The sequence below is a fragment of the Chryseobacterium carnipullorum genome, assembly GCF_003815695.1.
GTDB lineage: Bacteria > Bacteroidota > Bacteroidia > Flavobacteriales > Weeksellaceae > Chryseobacterium > Chryseobacterium carnipullorum.
This window is the reverse complement of the sequence record NZ_CP033920.1, coordinates 2,975,931-2,992,598: the sequence shown is the minus strand read 5'-3', so window position 1 is coordinate 2,992,598 and position 16,668 is coordinate 2,975,931. Positions and strand designations below refer to the sequence as shown.

Sequence of the window (16,668 nt, the reverse complement as noted above, 5' to 3'; positions counted from 1 at the left end):
TGGATTACGGATTGATTAATTAAAATTACAAAATACAGGTATTGGTTTATATGTTTAATATTAGCTTTGATCTATTTTGAAAAGTTTAAATTTTTCATATCACTTATCCGGTTATTTATACTTCATAGGTCACAACCCGAACCCTGTAACCAAATCAATATTCATTATTCACTTCTGATGTTTCATTAATAAATCCTCAAAAAACCCCATCAGTTCACGCCTTAACAAACTTTAACCACATATAATTTTTACAATTCATTAATATTTAAGATATTTGCGCATTGTTTTAAAAATAAAGAATGAAAAAAATCTTTGCCGTATCATTCATATCAGTTGGATACTTCCTAAATGCACAGAGTATAAGCAACTCTCCGTATGCAACTTATGGAATTGGAGATGTAAAATATGATAATACGATTGAAACTGCCTCTATGGGTGGTATATCTACTGCTTATATCAGTGATTTCACGAGCAGCTTCAATTTCGCAAACCCTGCGAATAACTCTAATTTCGAACTGACAAGCATCAGGCTGGAGGCTACCAACGAAAACAATTACTTCAAAACTAATTACAACGATACAAAGTCTACCAAGCACTCTACGTATCTTTCTAATATTTCACTAGCCTTTCCTCTGTCTCCAAAAGTGAAGATGGGACTTTCCTATCAGCCATACAGCTCAAAAAGCTACGACATTGTAAATACTGTTGACAGATACGAAATCGTAGATAATATCCCAACGTTAAACGGATATTATACGAACCGTTTTAAGGGAAGTGGAACTTTAAATACTGCTCAGGCAGCTGTTTCTTATAAAATCGATCAGAATTTTGCGGTAGGTTTGAGAGCAAATCTTTATTTTGGAAATCTTTACGACCTGAATGAACTCAAATCTTTTGATAAAGATGGTATTGGTGCTGAATACATCAACGGTTACGAAACGAAGAACAGTATTAAGAACTTTAACTTCACTCTAGGTGGAAGCTATCAGAGTTTAAATAGCCGTACAGATAAAAAATTAACGATTGGTGCTACTGCTACCTTCGGGAATACCAGTAATATGACTACTGACTATATCAACAGTACCTATATATATTCTGATGCAGCCAACACAGTAAAAGCTTTGGAAACTATCATAGACCAGAAAAGCACAAACTCTAAAAATCTCCTTCCATTACAGGCATCTTTAGGGGTTGGTTACGGAAGTGAAAACCACTGGTTCGTATCCGGACAGCTTGATTATAAAAAAGGGGAAGACATTTCCTATTTCGGGAAAACTTTTGATTTCCAGGATACTTACAGAATATCTGCCGGAGGATGGTATCTACCTAATTACAATAACTTCAGAAACTACTTCTCAAGGGTAGTCTACAGATATGGAGCTTTCTATGAAAGAGGAAATCTTAAAATAGACGGTAACAGCATCAATAAGTTTGGAATTTCAGGAGGCGTATTGCTTCCATTCAAAACAAGCAGCATCACAAGAATGAGTGGTCTTGAATTAGGAATAGAAGTAGGAAAAAGAGGAACTCTTAAGAATAACCTGATCAATCAGAATTTCATCAACCTGAAAGTCGGATTCAACTTTGCTGACCGATGGTTCAGAAAGAATCTGTACAACTAACATGAATTTTTCAAAAAAAATATCATATAAAAATATAGCATACCTTTTTAGTTGTGCTATATTTTTTGTATTGACATCCTGTGAAGAAGACCTTACCAAGGCCAACGGGAGTAAAAGCAAAAACTTCCCGTCGCAGATCATTAATAATGCCAATATCATCCAGCGAGATTCAGGTTTTATTTCCTTAAAAGCTAAGGCTCCTATTATTGAAAAATATGAATTGATCGATAGTCCGTATGTCGTAGCAAGAAAAGGAATTAATATCGAATTTTTTGACAAAAAAAAACCTAAAATTCCAGGAAAGATCACGGCTAAATATGCCCGTATTTTTGAATATAAAAAATTCTACGAGGCCAAAGGTGATGTGAGAATTACGACTAATGAAGGACAGCGGTTTGCGATGCAGAGCGTATATTGGGATCAGAAAAAAAACAGAATTTACACTAAAGATACGGTATATGTTACCATGGAAGATGGTTCTACTCTGGTGGGTGCCAATGGGATGACGGCTAAAGATGATTTCTCTGAATATACTTTCTTCAATAATTCGGGAGACTTCAGTACAAAAAGACTCGAAGAAAAAAAAACACCACAGTAACATGAAATTTCAGGCTATTGGACTCATGTCCGGAACCAGTCTGGATGGTCTGGATATTTGCTTTGCCGCTTTTGAAAAACAAAATGGCTGGACTTTTCAGATCTTAAAGGCAGAAACTCTACCCTATCCTAAAAACTGGGAAGACAAGCTCAGACACTCTATCGGTTTATCTTCAGAAGAATTATTGGAACTTCATTCAGAATATGGTTTTTATCTCGCTGAGAAGGTTAAAGAGTTTATTCAAAATAATCATCTTGAAAACATTGACCTGATCTCATCTCACGGTCATACCGTATTTCATCAGCCTCAAAAGAAATTTACCTTGCAAATCGGTGACGGCAGAGCCATCAAAATAAAAACGGAGCTTCCGGTTATCTATGATTTCAGGAGCCAGGATGTGCTGATGGGAGGAAACGGTGCTCCATTAGTGCCTATCGGTGATGAGTTACTCTTTTCAGAATATGATGCATGCCTGAATCTTGGAGGATTCTCCAATATCTCTTTAAAACAGGAGGGTAAAAGAATAGCATTTGATATTGCCCCTGTTAATATTGTTTTGAACACGCTTGCGCAGAAATTCAATAAAAACTTTGATGAAAATGGTGATCTGGCAAGAAAAGGGCAGATCAATGAGCGACTTTTAGCCAAGCTTAACTCCTTAGATTTTTATAGCCGCCCCCACCCTAAATCTTTAGGTATTGAATGGTGTAACGAACATATTTTTTCACTTTTTGAAAATATTGAAACAATAGATGCCATGGCCGCTTTTACTGAACATGCGGCTCAGCAAATCTCTAACATCATTAATAAAAACAGTCTACAAAAGGTCCTTTGTACAGGTGGAGGCACCTATAATACCTTCTTAATCGAAAAGATCAGGGAAAAAGCTGGATTGGGCATCATTATTCCCAAAAACGAAATTATTGATTACAAAGAAGCATTAATCTTTGCTTTCATGGGCGTTTTAAAGATGAATAATGAGATCAATGTCCTTTCTTCTGCCACAGGTAGCATTGCAGATCACAGCTCAGGAGTTATGGCATAAAAAAACCTCCATTGCTGAAGGTTTAGATATTATTTGTAAGCTTCAATCTTATCCGTCAATGTATTGATAAAGTTCTGAAGCGGCTTTTCAACCATCATTTTGATAAAAGGATTGAATTTTCCTTCAAAAAGCATCTGAACTTCAGTCTGAGTTTCGCTGATAGGATTTAAAGTGGCTGTTAATGTAAAGTCAAGACTTGAGCTTGCTGACTTCAAAACAGCTTTCTGCTCATCTACTTCATCTATTTTCAGAGCAATTTCCGGCATTCCCTGAAGACCGAATTTGAACCCGTTATCTTTTGTTTCAAACTTCTGAAGACCGTCCGGCATAAAATCTTTATAGTTTTCAGGTGATTTCAACAATTCAGACAAATCTTTAGATGATTTATTGACAATAATTTTTCGTCCTTCTAAATTCATTTTTTATTTTTGTATTTAAATTCTTAATTCTTACAAATGTATAAAGTTTTTGTGAACGAAAAAAAATTATTAGTATCTAAGCATCCTGAGAATCTTGAAAAAGATCTTAGGTTCGAAAGTTTCACAACTTTAGAGATTGCCTTAGATCTTTTGGAAAACACTTCAGTGAAAGAGCTGAATGTTTTCGGTGAGAATATTGAAGAGATCTGGAAAGAGTTCCAAAAGCTTTTCAGAATTATAGAAGCAGCAGGAGGACTGGTTACCAATCCTCAGGGAGAGCTTCTTTTCATTAAAAGATTAGGCAAATGGGATCTTCCGAAAGGCAAGATGGAAAAAGGTGAATCCAGAGAAGAATCTGCCATAAGAGAAATTGAAGAAGAAACCGGCCTGAAGGACGTGGAACTTGGAAAGTTCATCAACACGACTTATCACATCTATATTGAAAGAAACGGCGAAAAGATTCTTAAATGTACCCATTGGTTTGAAATGAACTTCGATGGTGAAGATACTTCAACGCCACAAATCGAAGAAGGAATTACGGAAGTAGCCTGGAAAAGCACCCCCCAGATCAAGGAGGAAGTTTTCCCAAGTACTTTCCAAAATATTAAGCTTATCGTCAATGATTTCTGGAATTTAAAACTTAAATAAATTCTATTGATTTTTCAAGGGCAATTCCTCTTGAACCTTTTAACAGGATATTTTCAGAATGAATTATGTTATGCTTAAGATATTCTATCAGTTCTGCAGTATTGTCAAAAGACAATGCTGAAGGATTGACTGATTTAAAATACTTTCCTACGGTAATGATTTGGTCAAAAGCCAATTCAATAGCAAGTTGTAATACATTCTGATGCTCTTTCTCACTTTCCTCTCCCAATTCAAGCATATCTCCGATAATGATGGTTTTATTACCTTCAAACGTTGCAAAGTTATGTAAAGAAGCCGTCATAGAGCTTGGATTGGCATTATAGGTGTCTAAGACTAATGTTCTCCCCTCCTTTTTCACCACTTGTGAACGCATATTGGTCGGAGTATAGCTTTCAACAGCCTGCTTTACTTTCTCAAAGCTTATTCCGAAATGCAGTCCAAGACTCGCTGCTGCACATAAATTGGTAAAATTATATTCCCCTGTTAGTTTTGAAACGGCTTTAATTCCCTGATATTCCAATCCTACAAAATGGTTTTCCGAAAACAAACCAAACTGATAATCTGAATTCTCTTTTCCAAAGGTAATTTTTGGGGTATAGTTTTCAGCTTTTTCTACCTGAATAGGATCATTTTCATTGACTATAATCGTGTTGTGATGATTTTTCAAATAATCATAGAGTTCAGACTTTCCTTTGATGACTCCTTCAAATCCGCCAAAGCCTTCCAGGTGAGCTTTACCAAAATTGGTAATATATCCAAAATCAGGCTGAGAAATAGTACATAAAAGTTCTATTTCTTTCTGATGATTCGCCCCCATCTCTATCACCGCCATCTCATGCTCTGCCCTGACAGAAAGGATGGTTAGCGGAACACCGATATGGTTATTTAAGTTTCCACAGGTATACTGCACATTGAATTTCTCTGAAAGAACGGCATGGATGATCTCCTTGGTGGTTGTTTTTCCATTACTTCCCGTAAGTCCGATCACAGGAATCTTAAGCTGATTTCGGTGGTGAATGGCAAGTTGTTGAAGAAAGTCGAGCGTAGACGGAACATAGAAAATATTCTTGTCCTTATTTTCAAATTCCTGCTGCTCCACAATCACAGCCAAAGCTCCGTCATCTGCAGCTTTTTCTGCAAAGATTGCGGCATTGAAGTTATCACCTGAAAAGGCAAAGAAAACATCATTCTTCCCGACTTTTCTGCTGTCGATCGTTACTTTATCTGACTTTAAAAATAAAGGATAAAACTGTTCTGTATTCATAGGTCAAAAATAAAAAAACCTTCCGGAAATCCGGAAGGTTTTTTATAAGTATTTTGATAATATTATCTTCTAGTTCTGCTCTTATCATTAGCTCTAGCATCCTGTGCAACACGGAAGCCAATCCATCCGTAAGCTTTGCCTTGGTTTTTGTATCTTCTTTGTCCCGGATCCAACCAATAAGCTGTATCCTGCCAAGAACCACCTTTTACCACTCTTACGTCATTAGACATGGCTGATGTTCTGTCTTTAGTATCTTTCTGAAGCTTTACTCTTCCTCCTGCATCCACTATAAATCTCTTTTGAGGAGAATTATACATATCGTATGCAGCCGCTGAGTCTGAAGTTCTGTAGTATTCTAAAGAAGACTGTCTGTCCCCATCTCTGTAATTTCTGTAGTCTGCGATAGTTTCTCTTTCAAACTGTCCAGGAAGTCCTCTGTACACTAATCTTCCGTCGGCTAACGTATCATATTTGATTGTCCCTTCGTCGATCATTTTGTAAGTTCCGTCACCGTTTCTTACAACAGCCTGAGGCATATTTCCTCTATAATAGTTGAAGTCGCTGAAATCTTCATCAATGATAGGTCTGTATACGTCAGCCGTCCATTCTGAAACGTTTCCGTACATACCGTAGATTCCAAGATCATTAGATGGATATTGTCTTACGTCTGCAGTTTGTGCAGCGCCGTCATTTTTCCATCCTGCGATACCTGAATAGTCACCGGTACCCATTTTGAAGTTTTCAAGGAACATTCCTTTATCTTTTCCTTTAGTTCCTCTCAATCTTTCGATTTCAGGTTTTTTACCAAGGTATTGATTGTATTCTCTGTTTTTAGCCATACCAAGAGCTGCATATTCCCATTCCACTTCGGTAGGAAGTCTGAACTTCTGAACCATTGAAGAGTTTGGTGCTCTGTTTGCAGACAGTAATCTCTGGTTGGTTGTTTTCATCCCAGATTTTTGCTGCATCCTTTTCTCGTTGATATATCCCTGCATTTCCGGATCATTCGATTTGAATTTATCCATGTTAAATGCTGTTCCTCCCTGGTTATTGGATTCGTTGATGTACAAATCTTTAGCAATAACTCCGGCCTGCATCAAAGCTTTTTCATTGGCTCTGTCGGTAAGCCATTCACAATATCTGTTGGCCTGAGTCCAGGAAACTCCTACTACCGGGTAGTAATCGAATTCTGGCGAACGCAAATACGTTTCATTATAATCGTTTCTAGCAAGTTTATTGTCCCAAAGCAGAGTATCTGGCAAGGCGCCGTTATAGATCTCTTTAAAGCTAGGGTCACTTGGAGGGAATACATACTTCAACCATGTCAGGTATTCGCGGTATTCGTAGTTAGTAATTTCTGTTTCTCCGATAAAGAATGAACTTACCTGCATTCTGCGAGGTGTGTTATTCCAATCATGCATAACATCATCTTTCACTAATCCCATTGTAAAAGTTCCACCTTCTACATATACCATTCCTGGCCACCCCTTCTGCTTTTGTTGCTTTCCTGCAAAAAACCAACCTTGTTTTTCGTTTGGTTTCCAACCCGTCTTGCTGACAAACTTTTTAGTACCGCCTCCTTTGCTGGTACCTGATCCGCCGCAGCTGGTTAATGCAAGTGTAGAACTTAATGCTATTAATGAAAACAACTTTAGTTTTTTCATAGTCGATATAAATATTTTCAAAGTACAAAGAAAAAATAAATTATTCAATAAATCAAGTAAACATTTGATTTTTTTGAAAAACGTTAACAAATTAATTTTATTGTATCACAATTTAATTCTAAAATTTTCATTTTATTTGTAATTCAGAAATTTTAATAATAAACATGAAACAAAAAATCACCTTTTTATTACTATTCTCTTTTGTATCAACACTTTGGGCCCAGAGAAAAGCCATAGAATGGGAAGGCTCTAAAATTCAGGATTTCGGTGACACAAAATTAAATCTTCCAAATTTCAAAAATGAAGGTTTTTCGTTCAGCCAAAATAATGTTTTTATCATCACCAAACAAAAAATAGGAGAAAAGCAACTGAAAGTTTCGGACCCTTCCTGGGAAAGTGTTTCCAATAGAGATCTCTATGATCTGGACAAGGGAAGACTGCCCGATTATGACGTTGCAGATATAGCCTATTATACTATAGAAGGAGAAAGATATGCAAGCATCAGTGTCTCTTTATTTAAAAATGTAAAGGGACGTGTGCAAAGACTTTCTTCCTTTACTATTTCTGAAACCTCAGCACCCAACAATTTCAGATCCGGAAATGCGAATAAAGTGGGAAGTACAGCAAACCCTCTTTCTGCCGGTGGTTTTTATAAAATTAAAGTAGACCGATCCGGAGTATTTAAAATTACAACACAGTTTTTAAAAGATAACGGGATTAATCCGGCTTCTGTAAATCCTAAAAATTTCAGAATTTATGGAAACGGAGGCGTCATGCTTCCTGAGCACAATCAGGATACCAGGTACAGTGCTCTTCAGGAAAATGCCATCCAGGTGGTAGGTGAAGAAGATGGGGTATGGAACGACGGAGACTACGCCCTATTCTATGCTCAGGGACCTAACGGCTATAATCTTTATGATAAATCTAACGGAGGCGGTTTTAAAAGAATAGATACGAGAACTGACCAAAGTAATAATCTCAAAAATATTTACGAAGATTTTTCATACTATTTTATCAATTTTGACAAAGGAGCCGGTAAAAGAGTGCAGCCTGTGGATGCCAATCTTCCGGCAGGCAATTTAATTACAAGGTATGATAATTACCAGGTGATCAATAATGACCAGAAGAATCTTTTAAAAGTTGGGAGAATCTGGGTAGAAGATGCACCATTTACTACAGACAAGGTAGTTACTTTTACGACAAACTCACCTATACAGGCAGGAGATGTTGTAAAATATAAAACTCAGGTAATTGGCTACCGGTCTCAGAAAAATACAGTAGAATTTAAGATTAATAATCTAAATCCGATCGTACGTGATGTTCCGGCCAATACTTCAACGTATGCCTATGATTTTTACCAGCTGAAATATGATGGTACCATATCCAATCTGACTGGAAATCAGATCACCTTTAATTATGCTCCGAATATTTCTTTAAATCCAAACGGAGTTTTCCATATGGATTATGTGGAAGTACAGTATAAAGAAAATCTTACTTTCAATGGCTCACAGATGAGTTTCAGAGATTTTTCCCTTACCAGCGGCTCCAATACCAATTACGGTTTCGGAATTTCCAATGCAACAAATCTTGAACAGGTATGGGATGTAACGGATATTACGAATGCCAACAGAAGGGTGAATAAAGCAGGGGCAGGCAGTTTTAATTTCGGATACATTACTTCTGATCCTAATTTCAATAATGAATTTGTTGCTTTCCGTGCTGATGCCGCCTACAATCCACAGTTTGTAGAAAGAATTGCCAACCAGAATCTTTCTGCATTGCAGAATGTAGATTATCTGATCATCACTGTTCCTGAAATGATGGGACAAGCGCAAAGACTGGCCAGTTATCACCAGACAAAAAATAATTATACGGTAGAAATCGTAGATGCCACCAAAATTTATAACGAATTTGGAAGCGGAAGCAGAGATCTTACTGCCATCAGAGATTTTGTAACAAAACTGAACAACAGTTCGAGGCTTAAATATGTATTTATTTTGGGAGATGCCTCCTATGATTATAAAAACAGAATCTCCGGTAATTCCAATATTGTGTCCAGTTATCAGGGAGAGAACTCTGCAGATTTTGTAGGATCTTTCGTAACGGATGACTATATCGTAATGACTCAGCCACAAACAACAGAGTTCATTGAAAACAACCTGCCGGACGTTCCTGTAGGAAGAATTCCTGCAGCCAATGTAACGGAAGCTGGAAATATGATGAACAAGACACTTGCTTATTATAATGCTTTACCAGGACAGTCTACTCCATTTGGAGAATGGCGTATGAAGGTTGACTTTGTAGTAGATGATGATAAGGATGGCGGAAGTCCTTTCCATGAAGTAATGAATAATACCCTGTCAAGTATTTTTGAACAACCTGGACAGGTGGACCTGAAAGAATATAATGTAAGAAAATTATACCTGGATGCTTTCCCTGCACAAAGTACAGCAGCGGGACAAAGATTCCCTCAGGTCACTCAGGCTATCTCCAATGATATCGGAAACAGTCTTTATTTATTCTATTTCGGACATGGAGGTATTAACGGATGGGCTCAGGAAAGAGTATTGACAAGTACGGAGATCCAGAATTCCAATAATTTCTCGAATGTCTACAGCAGATTTCCGTTTGTATCTACGATTACTTGTGAATTTACATTATGGGATGAGCCAGGAACTTCTTCTGCGGGGGAACAATTCATTAAACTTAAACAGGGAGGTGCTGCAGCGATGATTACTTCCAGCCGTGCCATCGGTGTAGATTACGGTCGTCTTTTTACCGATACTTATACCAAGAATATTTTTAAGCTTGTCAACGACGATTTTGAAACCTTAGGCTACGCACATTTAAATGCTAAAAAACAAAAAGGCGCCAACATTGACCACCTGAAAGTTAATTTCCTTGGAGACCCTGCTATGAAACTAAGCAGACCTCAGAGACAACTTGTCATTGATGGGATTGAATCACCGGTTCCGGGATTGATCAGAGGTTTGGATTTCATTAAAGTAAAAGGACACATTAACAATCCTAACGGAACACTTAACACCACTTTCAACGGAAGGGTTTCTATTAACATTTTTGATAAGAGATTAAACAAAAAGACCCTGAATAATGACGGAGTATTATCTCCTGTTATGGATTACACGGAAGAAGGAAGTGCCATCGTTAAAGCTTCAGGAACTGCTGTCAACGGAGTATTCAATGTAGAATTCTATGTTCCGAAGGATATTAACTATGCCGTAGGACAGGGAAGAATATTAGGATATGCTGATAATAAAGGAGCCGATGTATTTAACAATCAGGCTGTACAGGTGGGAGATATTAATCCTAATGGAATCAATGATAATGAACCTCCAAAAGTAAGACTGTATATGAATAATACGAACTTTGCTGACGGGGGAATTACGAATCAGAACCCAATGCTTTTAGCGTGTGTCACTGATGATACAGGAATCAACTCTACAGGATCAGGTATTGGTCACGACATTACCGTTTATCTTGATGGCCAGATCATCAATACGGTAGTACTGAATGATTTCTTTGCTTCCGGTGAAGGAAATGGATGTCTAAACCCTAGTCTTGCCGACTACCAGAAGGGGAATGTAACCTATCCTTTCAGAAACCTTGCAATAGGACAACACCAGTTAACATTTAAAGTTTGGGATATAAACAATAATTCGACAACTGCTACGTTAAACTTTGAAGTTAAGGATGAAGCTGATCAGCATCTGATCATCAACAGACCACTGAACTGGCCGAATCCATTTACCAATAAAACATACGTCCAGTTTGAGCATAACTGCGATGATATTCTGGATGTGAATGTTCAAATTTATACCATAACAGGAAAATTAGTAAGAACATTGTCTCAGCCGGTAGTCGCAGAACCCTTCCTACAGGGCTTTAGAACGCCGCGCCAGGCAATAGAATGGGACGGAAGAGACGATTTTGGGGCAACTGTTGCAAAAGGTACGTATATTTTTAAGATATTTGCAAAAAGTCAAAACCAAGAAAAATGCAAAGGAAGTGCCACAGCTGTAGAAAAAATGGTACTTTTGAAATAAATTAAATAATACATAGATAACAATATTTATAAAAAACTGATAATATATAAAAGACAACATATGAATTTAACTACTAAACTGCTTTTGGGATTTGGTTTAAGTGCTGGTTTTTTAGGCTATTCGCAAGATTTAAGTAAAATAAATCCAGTATTGACCGGAGCTCCGTTTTTAAGAATTGCACCCGATGCAAGAGCTGGAGGTATGGGAGACCAGGGGGTAGTAACTTCTCCGGATGCATTTTCACAGTTCTGGAATGCGGCTAAATATCCTTTTAGCAGAACAAGTTCTTCCATAGGTCTTAACTATACGCCTTATATGGGAAAACTGACCAATGATGTATTTTTACTATACGGTGCGTTCCATAAATTCTTAGGACAGGAAGAAAGATCTACCATCTCTGCGAGTATCTATTATTTCAACATGGGTGAAGTAGACCTTACTCAGTTAGTAGGTTCAGAGGTAACATCCATGGGTACATCGAAACCTAATGAATTCTCCATCGACGTTGCGTACGGTCTGAAACTTTCTGATTCTTACTCAATGGCCGTTACCGGTAGATTCATCCGTTCTGATTTAGCCGGAGGTTTCAACACAGATACCACACTTAAAGCTGCGAACTCTTTTGCGGTAGATGTTTCAGGATACTATACTTCTCCCAGATTCTCAAGTTTCGGAGGTTATGATGGAAAAGTGAACGCCGGTTTCGCTGTTCAGAACCTGGGTCCGAAATTAGACTATACAGGAAATGAAGAATCCAGATCTTATCTGCCTACGATGGCAAGATTAGGACTTGGATATGATATGTATCTGGATGATATGAACAAGATCGGACTAAGTGTAGAAGGTTCAAAAATCTTGGTTCCGGGATCAGAGTACGTAGGAATAGATCCTAATACAAGACAGCCTAGATATGAGATTCCCAATGTGGGACCTATCGCTGGTATTGGAAAATCTTTTAAAAACAAAAACAGTATCATGTACAGTGGTGCTTTAGAATATTCTTATGACAATGCATTTGCAGTAAGAACAGGTTACTTCCACGAAAGCGAAGAGCAGGGAGCAAGACAGTTTGCTACAGCAGGTATCGGATTGAAATACCGTTCTTTCGGACTTGATATTTCTTATCTGATCAATATGTCAAAAATCAATACTGCTTTAGATAACACCCTTCGTTTCGGCCTTACCTGGAACATTGGTGAAGAAACATCTAATGTAGATTATTAAGATATTTATACCTCGAATCAAAAAGCCTCATTTTTATGGGGCTTTTTTTGTGAATGGTAAGGAGTGAATGATGAATAAGCTTCGCTTTCAATGTGCTTCGCAGTGAATTCTCTTTTACTCCTCTGCGAATTGAACATTCACTTGCAAAGCAAAATTCACAAATTAACAAGAATGAACGGTGAATAACTTTCGCTGTCAATGTGCTTAGCCGTGAATTTTATTTTATTCCTCTGCAAATTGACCATTCACTTGCAAAGCAAAATTCACCATTCACTCCTAAACTGAAAATAATACATTCATTCCTACTCAATTCGTCACAACACAACTCTCCAAATTGACAATTGGCAAATTATTAAGGAAATATAATATTTAAGTTTGCAAAAGTCTTGTTTTTATAAGGCTTTTCTTGTTTTCAATAATTAATTTTGTAGTTATGAACTATTCAGCAGAACTCAAAAAATTTGTGACCAGTCAGTATGTATATTCTGCCATCAGAATTACGCTGGCCACTGTCCTGCCCTGTTTAGTTCTGGCTCACTTCGGAATTCTGAAAGAATACTTTCTCTTTCCGCTCGGAACCAGCTTTGTAGCCCTTTGCGACCAGCCCGGACCCTTTATCAGAAGAAGAAATGCACTTACCTTTGCTATTTTCTGCTTTGTCTTTGTAGCGCTTATAGCCAGTCTGGTGATGAATTTTAAAGTTCTGGTCCTTCTCGAAATCATTGCTTTCGGAATGTTCTTCTCCCTGATCGGAGTGTATGGACAGAGGCTCGCTGCAGTGGGATCATTATCTCTTGTTGTACTGGCGATCTTTATCGACGGGCACCTTACCGGGGGAAATATTCTTAAAAGTCTGATGATCTTTGCATCCGGATGTATCTGGTTTCTGCTCATATTTCTTGTGGTCACTACCATTCAGCCTTATAAACTGGCGGGACAGATGATTGGCGAAAATTATCTCCAGCTCGCAGAATTCTTAAAAATAAAAGCGAATTATTACCAGAAAAATCCTGACTTCGACAGGTTGACGATCCAGGTGATAGCCAAGCAGGTCGGAATAAAAAATCTTCAGGAAGAAACCCGTGAAACCGTTTTCAAAACGAGAACTATCGTTAATGAATCAACGACAACCAGCCGGCTACTGATGTTGATGTTCCTGAATTCTATGGACCTTCATGAAAAATTGATGACCTCTGAAAGCGACTATCAGAAACTGCAGCAGAGTTTTGAAGACAGCATGATTCTGGTTAATATCCATGACTACCTCAACCTGCTTGCAGACGAAATTACCAATATCGGAATCTCGCTCCAGATCGGAACGAGAGCAAAACCTATATTTGATCTGGAGCTTGAACTGAAAAACCTTAATGCACATTATTTCGAACTTCGCAATAAGCAGATGAGTCCGGATAATTTTGAAAATTTTATGGTCCTCCGTCAGATTTTAATGCGCATCAATGAGATCACAAAAGAGATCAATGAGATCTATAAAGTGTTTTCCCAGGATGTAAAACTGGCGAAAAGTCTTTCCACAGGTCTGGATTTAAAAAAATTCATGCCTAATGAAGAGAAGCTTAACATCAAAGTTTTAAAGAATAATATTTCGCTTTCATCGTCTCAATTCAGACATGCGATCAGAATCACCACGGCCTTACTGGTGGGATATATCTTTTCCATGTTCGATCTTCTGGGTCTCGGGCATACGTACTGGATCCTCATTACGATTACAGCAATACTGAAACCCGCCTACTCTATTACCAAAAAGAGAAATCTTCTCCGTTTATATGGAACCATTGCAGGAGCGGTCATTGCCTATACCATTCTGCATTTTATTCATATCAATGCCATCCTGTTTACCATTCTTCTGTTGAGCATGATCATGTGCTTCAGTTTTTTGAAGGGCCGTTATTTTTGGGCAGTCCTGTTTATGACAATTTATGTATTTCTGAGTTTTAATTTCTTAAATCCCGGAAATGTAGATGTGATTTTCAAAGACAGAATCCTCGATACATTGATTGCCGGAGTCATTGCCTCTGCTGTATCTTATGTCGTTCTCCCGGTATGGGAACATACGCAAAATCTGGATCTGATGAAGAAATCTGCAGCGGACAATCTTATTTACTTCGAAAGCGTTATTTCAAAATTTCTGGAAGGCGACTTTGATATTGAGGATTATAAAATGAAACGGAAAAACGCAATTATTTCATTGGCTAATCTTTCTGACAATTTCCAAAGAATGATCTCTGAACCCAAAAATCAGCAGAAAAAACTGGAGGTCGTTCATCAGTTTGTGGCAACTTCACACCTGATTACCGCATATACAGCTTCTCTTTCCCAATATTCCAAAAATGATGAAAAGTACCCTGAAATAGATGCTGAAAGCTGGAGCAGAAAGATCGGAGCAGAAATGCAGCAGACCTCTGTTTTGCTCAACGGAAATGAGATTGATGAAGTATTAAAAATGGAAAGCCGTCTGGAGCCTGAAGACTCTTCCATCGAGGATATGCTTTCAAAAAGAAAGACCGAGATCGGAGAAAGTGATCTTGTCGACCGGAGAGATCCTGATAAAATATCACATCTAACTGAGCTTAAAAATATCCATGATATTCTTGAACTGATCTATGATGTTGCCAAAGAGCAGAAAAAAGTGATAGAAAAATACAGAAGTGAAGAGAATCCTATTCCTCCACAATCGTAAAGCAATACTCATCGAAAAATTCCACCCTCGCCTTGAACTCGTCTGAAAACTGTTCATCATAGACTCTGCAGCTTATCTTGTGAAGGTGTTTAAGCTCAAAAGGCTTTACTTCATAATTCTTTTTCAGAGACCAGTATTTGGAATGATGAATCTTATACATACTTTCCTTTACACTCCATATTATAGTATAGAAGGCAGGTGCATGATCTTCAGGAATGAATCCTCTTTCATTTTCGTAGGTGAATTTATCAATCACCCTTAAAATTTTGGGATTGAATTTCTCAATATCAATTCCTATTTTATTTTTAGAAACGGCTATGGCAGCAAAAGGAAATGAATGGGTAATGGAAATTTCTGCATCTTTAGGCGACAGAAAAGGTTCTCTTTCTTTATATAGAATTTTAGAATGGGGTTTCAGACTCTTGAGAAGCTTACGGACCATCAACACTTCCTGAAGTTTTTTTGGGTGATAGTCTTTTACTTTCTCTGCATTTTCAGGTTCCAGAAGTTCGTTGATATCCAGTTCTTCGCTTTCATCATATTTCCATACAAGGATGGTGGCATTGTCATCTGAAAAATCTCGGTAAAGGGGCATCGTTTTTTTATTCGATAAAAGTAGTAAAAAGATGTGGAAGTTGGAAGCAAGAAGATGGAAGTTACTGGCCGTTCATACAACACCTTTTAATTTATAATTAAAAGAAGCTTATGTGAAAAAATACTATTTTCTTTAATTAACCTGTCAACATTCATCTCCCCGTTCTCTTTTTGTTCAAAATGATCTATTGAGACTGATGATTCACATCATTTCTATGCTCAAGAATCTCAAGATTTCCATCAACAAAATAAGCACTTCCAAATCCGTTCACATAAGAACCTTTTATTGGTTGTAAGGCAATAAGGATGAAATCCTGCATTTCAGCAATGACATCAACTACTTTTCCATGGCTTTCTTTTAGCTTGGTAACGACTGTATTCCAGACTTCGGAATCTCTTTCAACTTGGGAAGCTGCTGCCTCAAGCGTTAATCGTTCACGGGCGTAGATCTGTTTTGTGGCAGATTCATCCTCAATGAACATCACAGATGTTTTTCTTCCTTCGGCAAGATTTTTTGTATGTTTTGCCATAAAAGAAACCAATATATATAAGGTATTACCGACCTGTACAAAAGGAGCATAACTTGAGTTGGGAATTCCCTCTGCATCTACAGTAGCCAAAATCACACTTTTGGTACGATCCATCAGTTCTTTTACTTTAGGTGCAACAGGTTTTGCTTTTCTGCCGGCCTCATCCTGGGTATTGGTATGATTCATGGTATAAAAATTTTATCTTAACAAAAGTAGTTATTTAGATTAAGACTAAATAATTTTAAATGATGTATAATCTCATAAACCTGACTTCATCTGCCGTTTTTTTATCTAAATT

12 protein-coding genes are annotated in these 16,668 nt (G+C 37.5%); 7 read left to right on the top strand and 5 right to left on the bottom strand.

Annotation, left to right across the window (positions count from 1 at the left end):
- Positions 1–299: 299 nt before the first annotated feature.
- The 3 genes from EG346_RS13700 to EG346_RS13690 are packed head-to-tail and all read left to right on the top strand — an operon-like array spanning position 300 to position 3,265.
- Positions 300–1,622: a BamG family beta-barrel-assembly machinery protein gene (locus EG346_RS13700; protein WP_073332890.1), complete on the top strand. Its 1,323-nt coding sequence runs from the start codon at positions 300–302 to the stop codon at positions 1,620–1,622.
- Between the two features lies 1 nt (position 1,623).
- Positions 1,624–2,220, top strand: coding sequence for an LPS export ABC transporter periplasmic protein LptC (gene lptC / locus EG346_RS13695; protein WP_123879253.1), 597 nt, complete (start codon positions 1,624–1,626; stop codon positions 2,218–2,220).
- A 1-nt stretch (position 2,221) separates the two neighbouring features.
- Entirely contained in the window at positions 2,222–3,265 is a 1,044-nt protein-coding gene (locus EG346_RS13690; protein WP_123879252.1) for an anhydro-N-acetylmuramic acid kinase, read from the top strand.
- Between the two features lie 29 nt (positions 3,266–3,294).
- Here EG346_RS13690 and EG346_RS13685 read toward each other — a convergent pair whose 3' ends face one another.
- The gene (locus EG346_RS13685; protein ID WP_073332895.1) at positions 3,295–3,684 is read right to left on the bottom strand and encodes an orotate phosphoribosyltransferase; all 390 of its coding nucleotides are present in this window, start codon (positions 3,682–3,684) and stop codon (positions 3,295–3,297) included.
- Between the two features lie 36 nt (positions 3,685–3,720).
- On the opposite strand from EG346_RS13685, the gene EG346_RS13680 reads away from it, so the two are divergent.
- Positions 3,721–4,332 carry an NUDIX hydrolase gene (locus tag EG346_RS13680; protein ID WP_123879250.1) on the top strand — a complete coding sequence of 204 codons (612 nt, stop codon included), beginning with the start codon at positions 3,721–3,723 and terminating at the stop codon, positions 4,330–4,332.
- Here EG346_RS13680 and EG346_RS13675 read toward each other — a convergent pair.
- Complete coding sequence (locus tag EG346_RS13675) at positions 4,325–5,596, bottom strand: UDP-N-acetylmuramoyl-tripeptide--D-alanyl-D-alanine ligase (protein WP_123879248.1); 1,272 nt, start codon at positions 5,594–5,596, stop codon at positions 4,325–4,327. The two genes, EG346_RS13680 and EG346_RS13675, sit on opposite strands and share 8 nt — an antisense overlap.
- Before the next feature lie 62 nt (positions 5,597–5,658).
- Positions 5,659–7,260: a gliding motility lipoprotein GldJ gene (gene gldJ / locus EG346_RS13670; RefSeq protein WP_073332904.1), complete on the bottom strand. Its 1,602-nt coding sequence runs from the start codon at positions 7,258–7,260 to the stop codon at positions 5,659–5,661.
- 164 nt (positions 7,261–7,424) lie between these two features.
- On the opposite strand from gldJ, the gene porU reads away from it, so the two are divergent.
- From porU to EG346_RS13655, 3 genes are all read left to right on the top strand, one after another.
- Entirely contained in the window at positions 7,425–11,324 is a 3,900-nt protein-coding gene (porU, locus tag EG346_RS13665; protein ID WP_123879246.1) for a type IX secretion system sortase PorU, read from the top strand.
- A gap of 60 nt (positions 11,325–11,384) precedes the next feature.
- Positions 11,385–12,548 (top strand): type IX secretion system outer membrane channel protein PorV, encoded by a 1,164-nt coding sequence (porV, locus tag EG346_RS13660; protein WP_073332910.1) that lies wholly within the window; start codon positions 11,385–11,387, stop codon positions 12,546–12,548.
- A 433-nt stretch (positions 12,549–12,981) separates the two neighbouring features.
- Positions 12,982–15,246, top strand: a complete 2,265-nt coding sequence (locus tag EG346_RS13655; RefSeq protein ID WP_123879244.1) for an FUSC family protein — start codon at positions 12,982–12,984, stop codon at positions 15,244–15,246.
- Here the strand turns inward: EG346_RS13655 and EG346_RS13650 are convergent.
- Positions 15,227–15,841, bottom strand: coding sequence for a 4'-phosphopantetheinyl transferase family protein (locus EG346_RS13650; protein WP_123879242.1), 615 nt, complete (start codon positions 15,839–15,841; stop codon positions 15,227–15,229). The two genes, EG346_RS13655 and EG346_RS13650, sit on opposite strands and share 20 nt — an antisense overlap.
- A gap of 184 nt (positions 15,842–16,025) precedes the next feature.
- Positions 16,026–16,556 carry a HugZ family pyridoxamine 5'-phosphate oxidase gene (locus tag EG346_RS13645; RefSeq protein WP_123879240.1) on the bottom strand — a complete coding sequence of 177 codons (531 nt, stop codon included), beginning with the start codon at positions 16,554–16,556 and terminating at the stop codon, positions 16,026–16,028.
- Positions 16,557–16,668 lie beyond the last annotated feature (112 nt).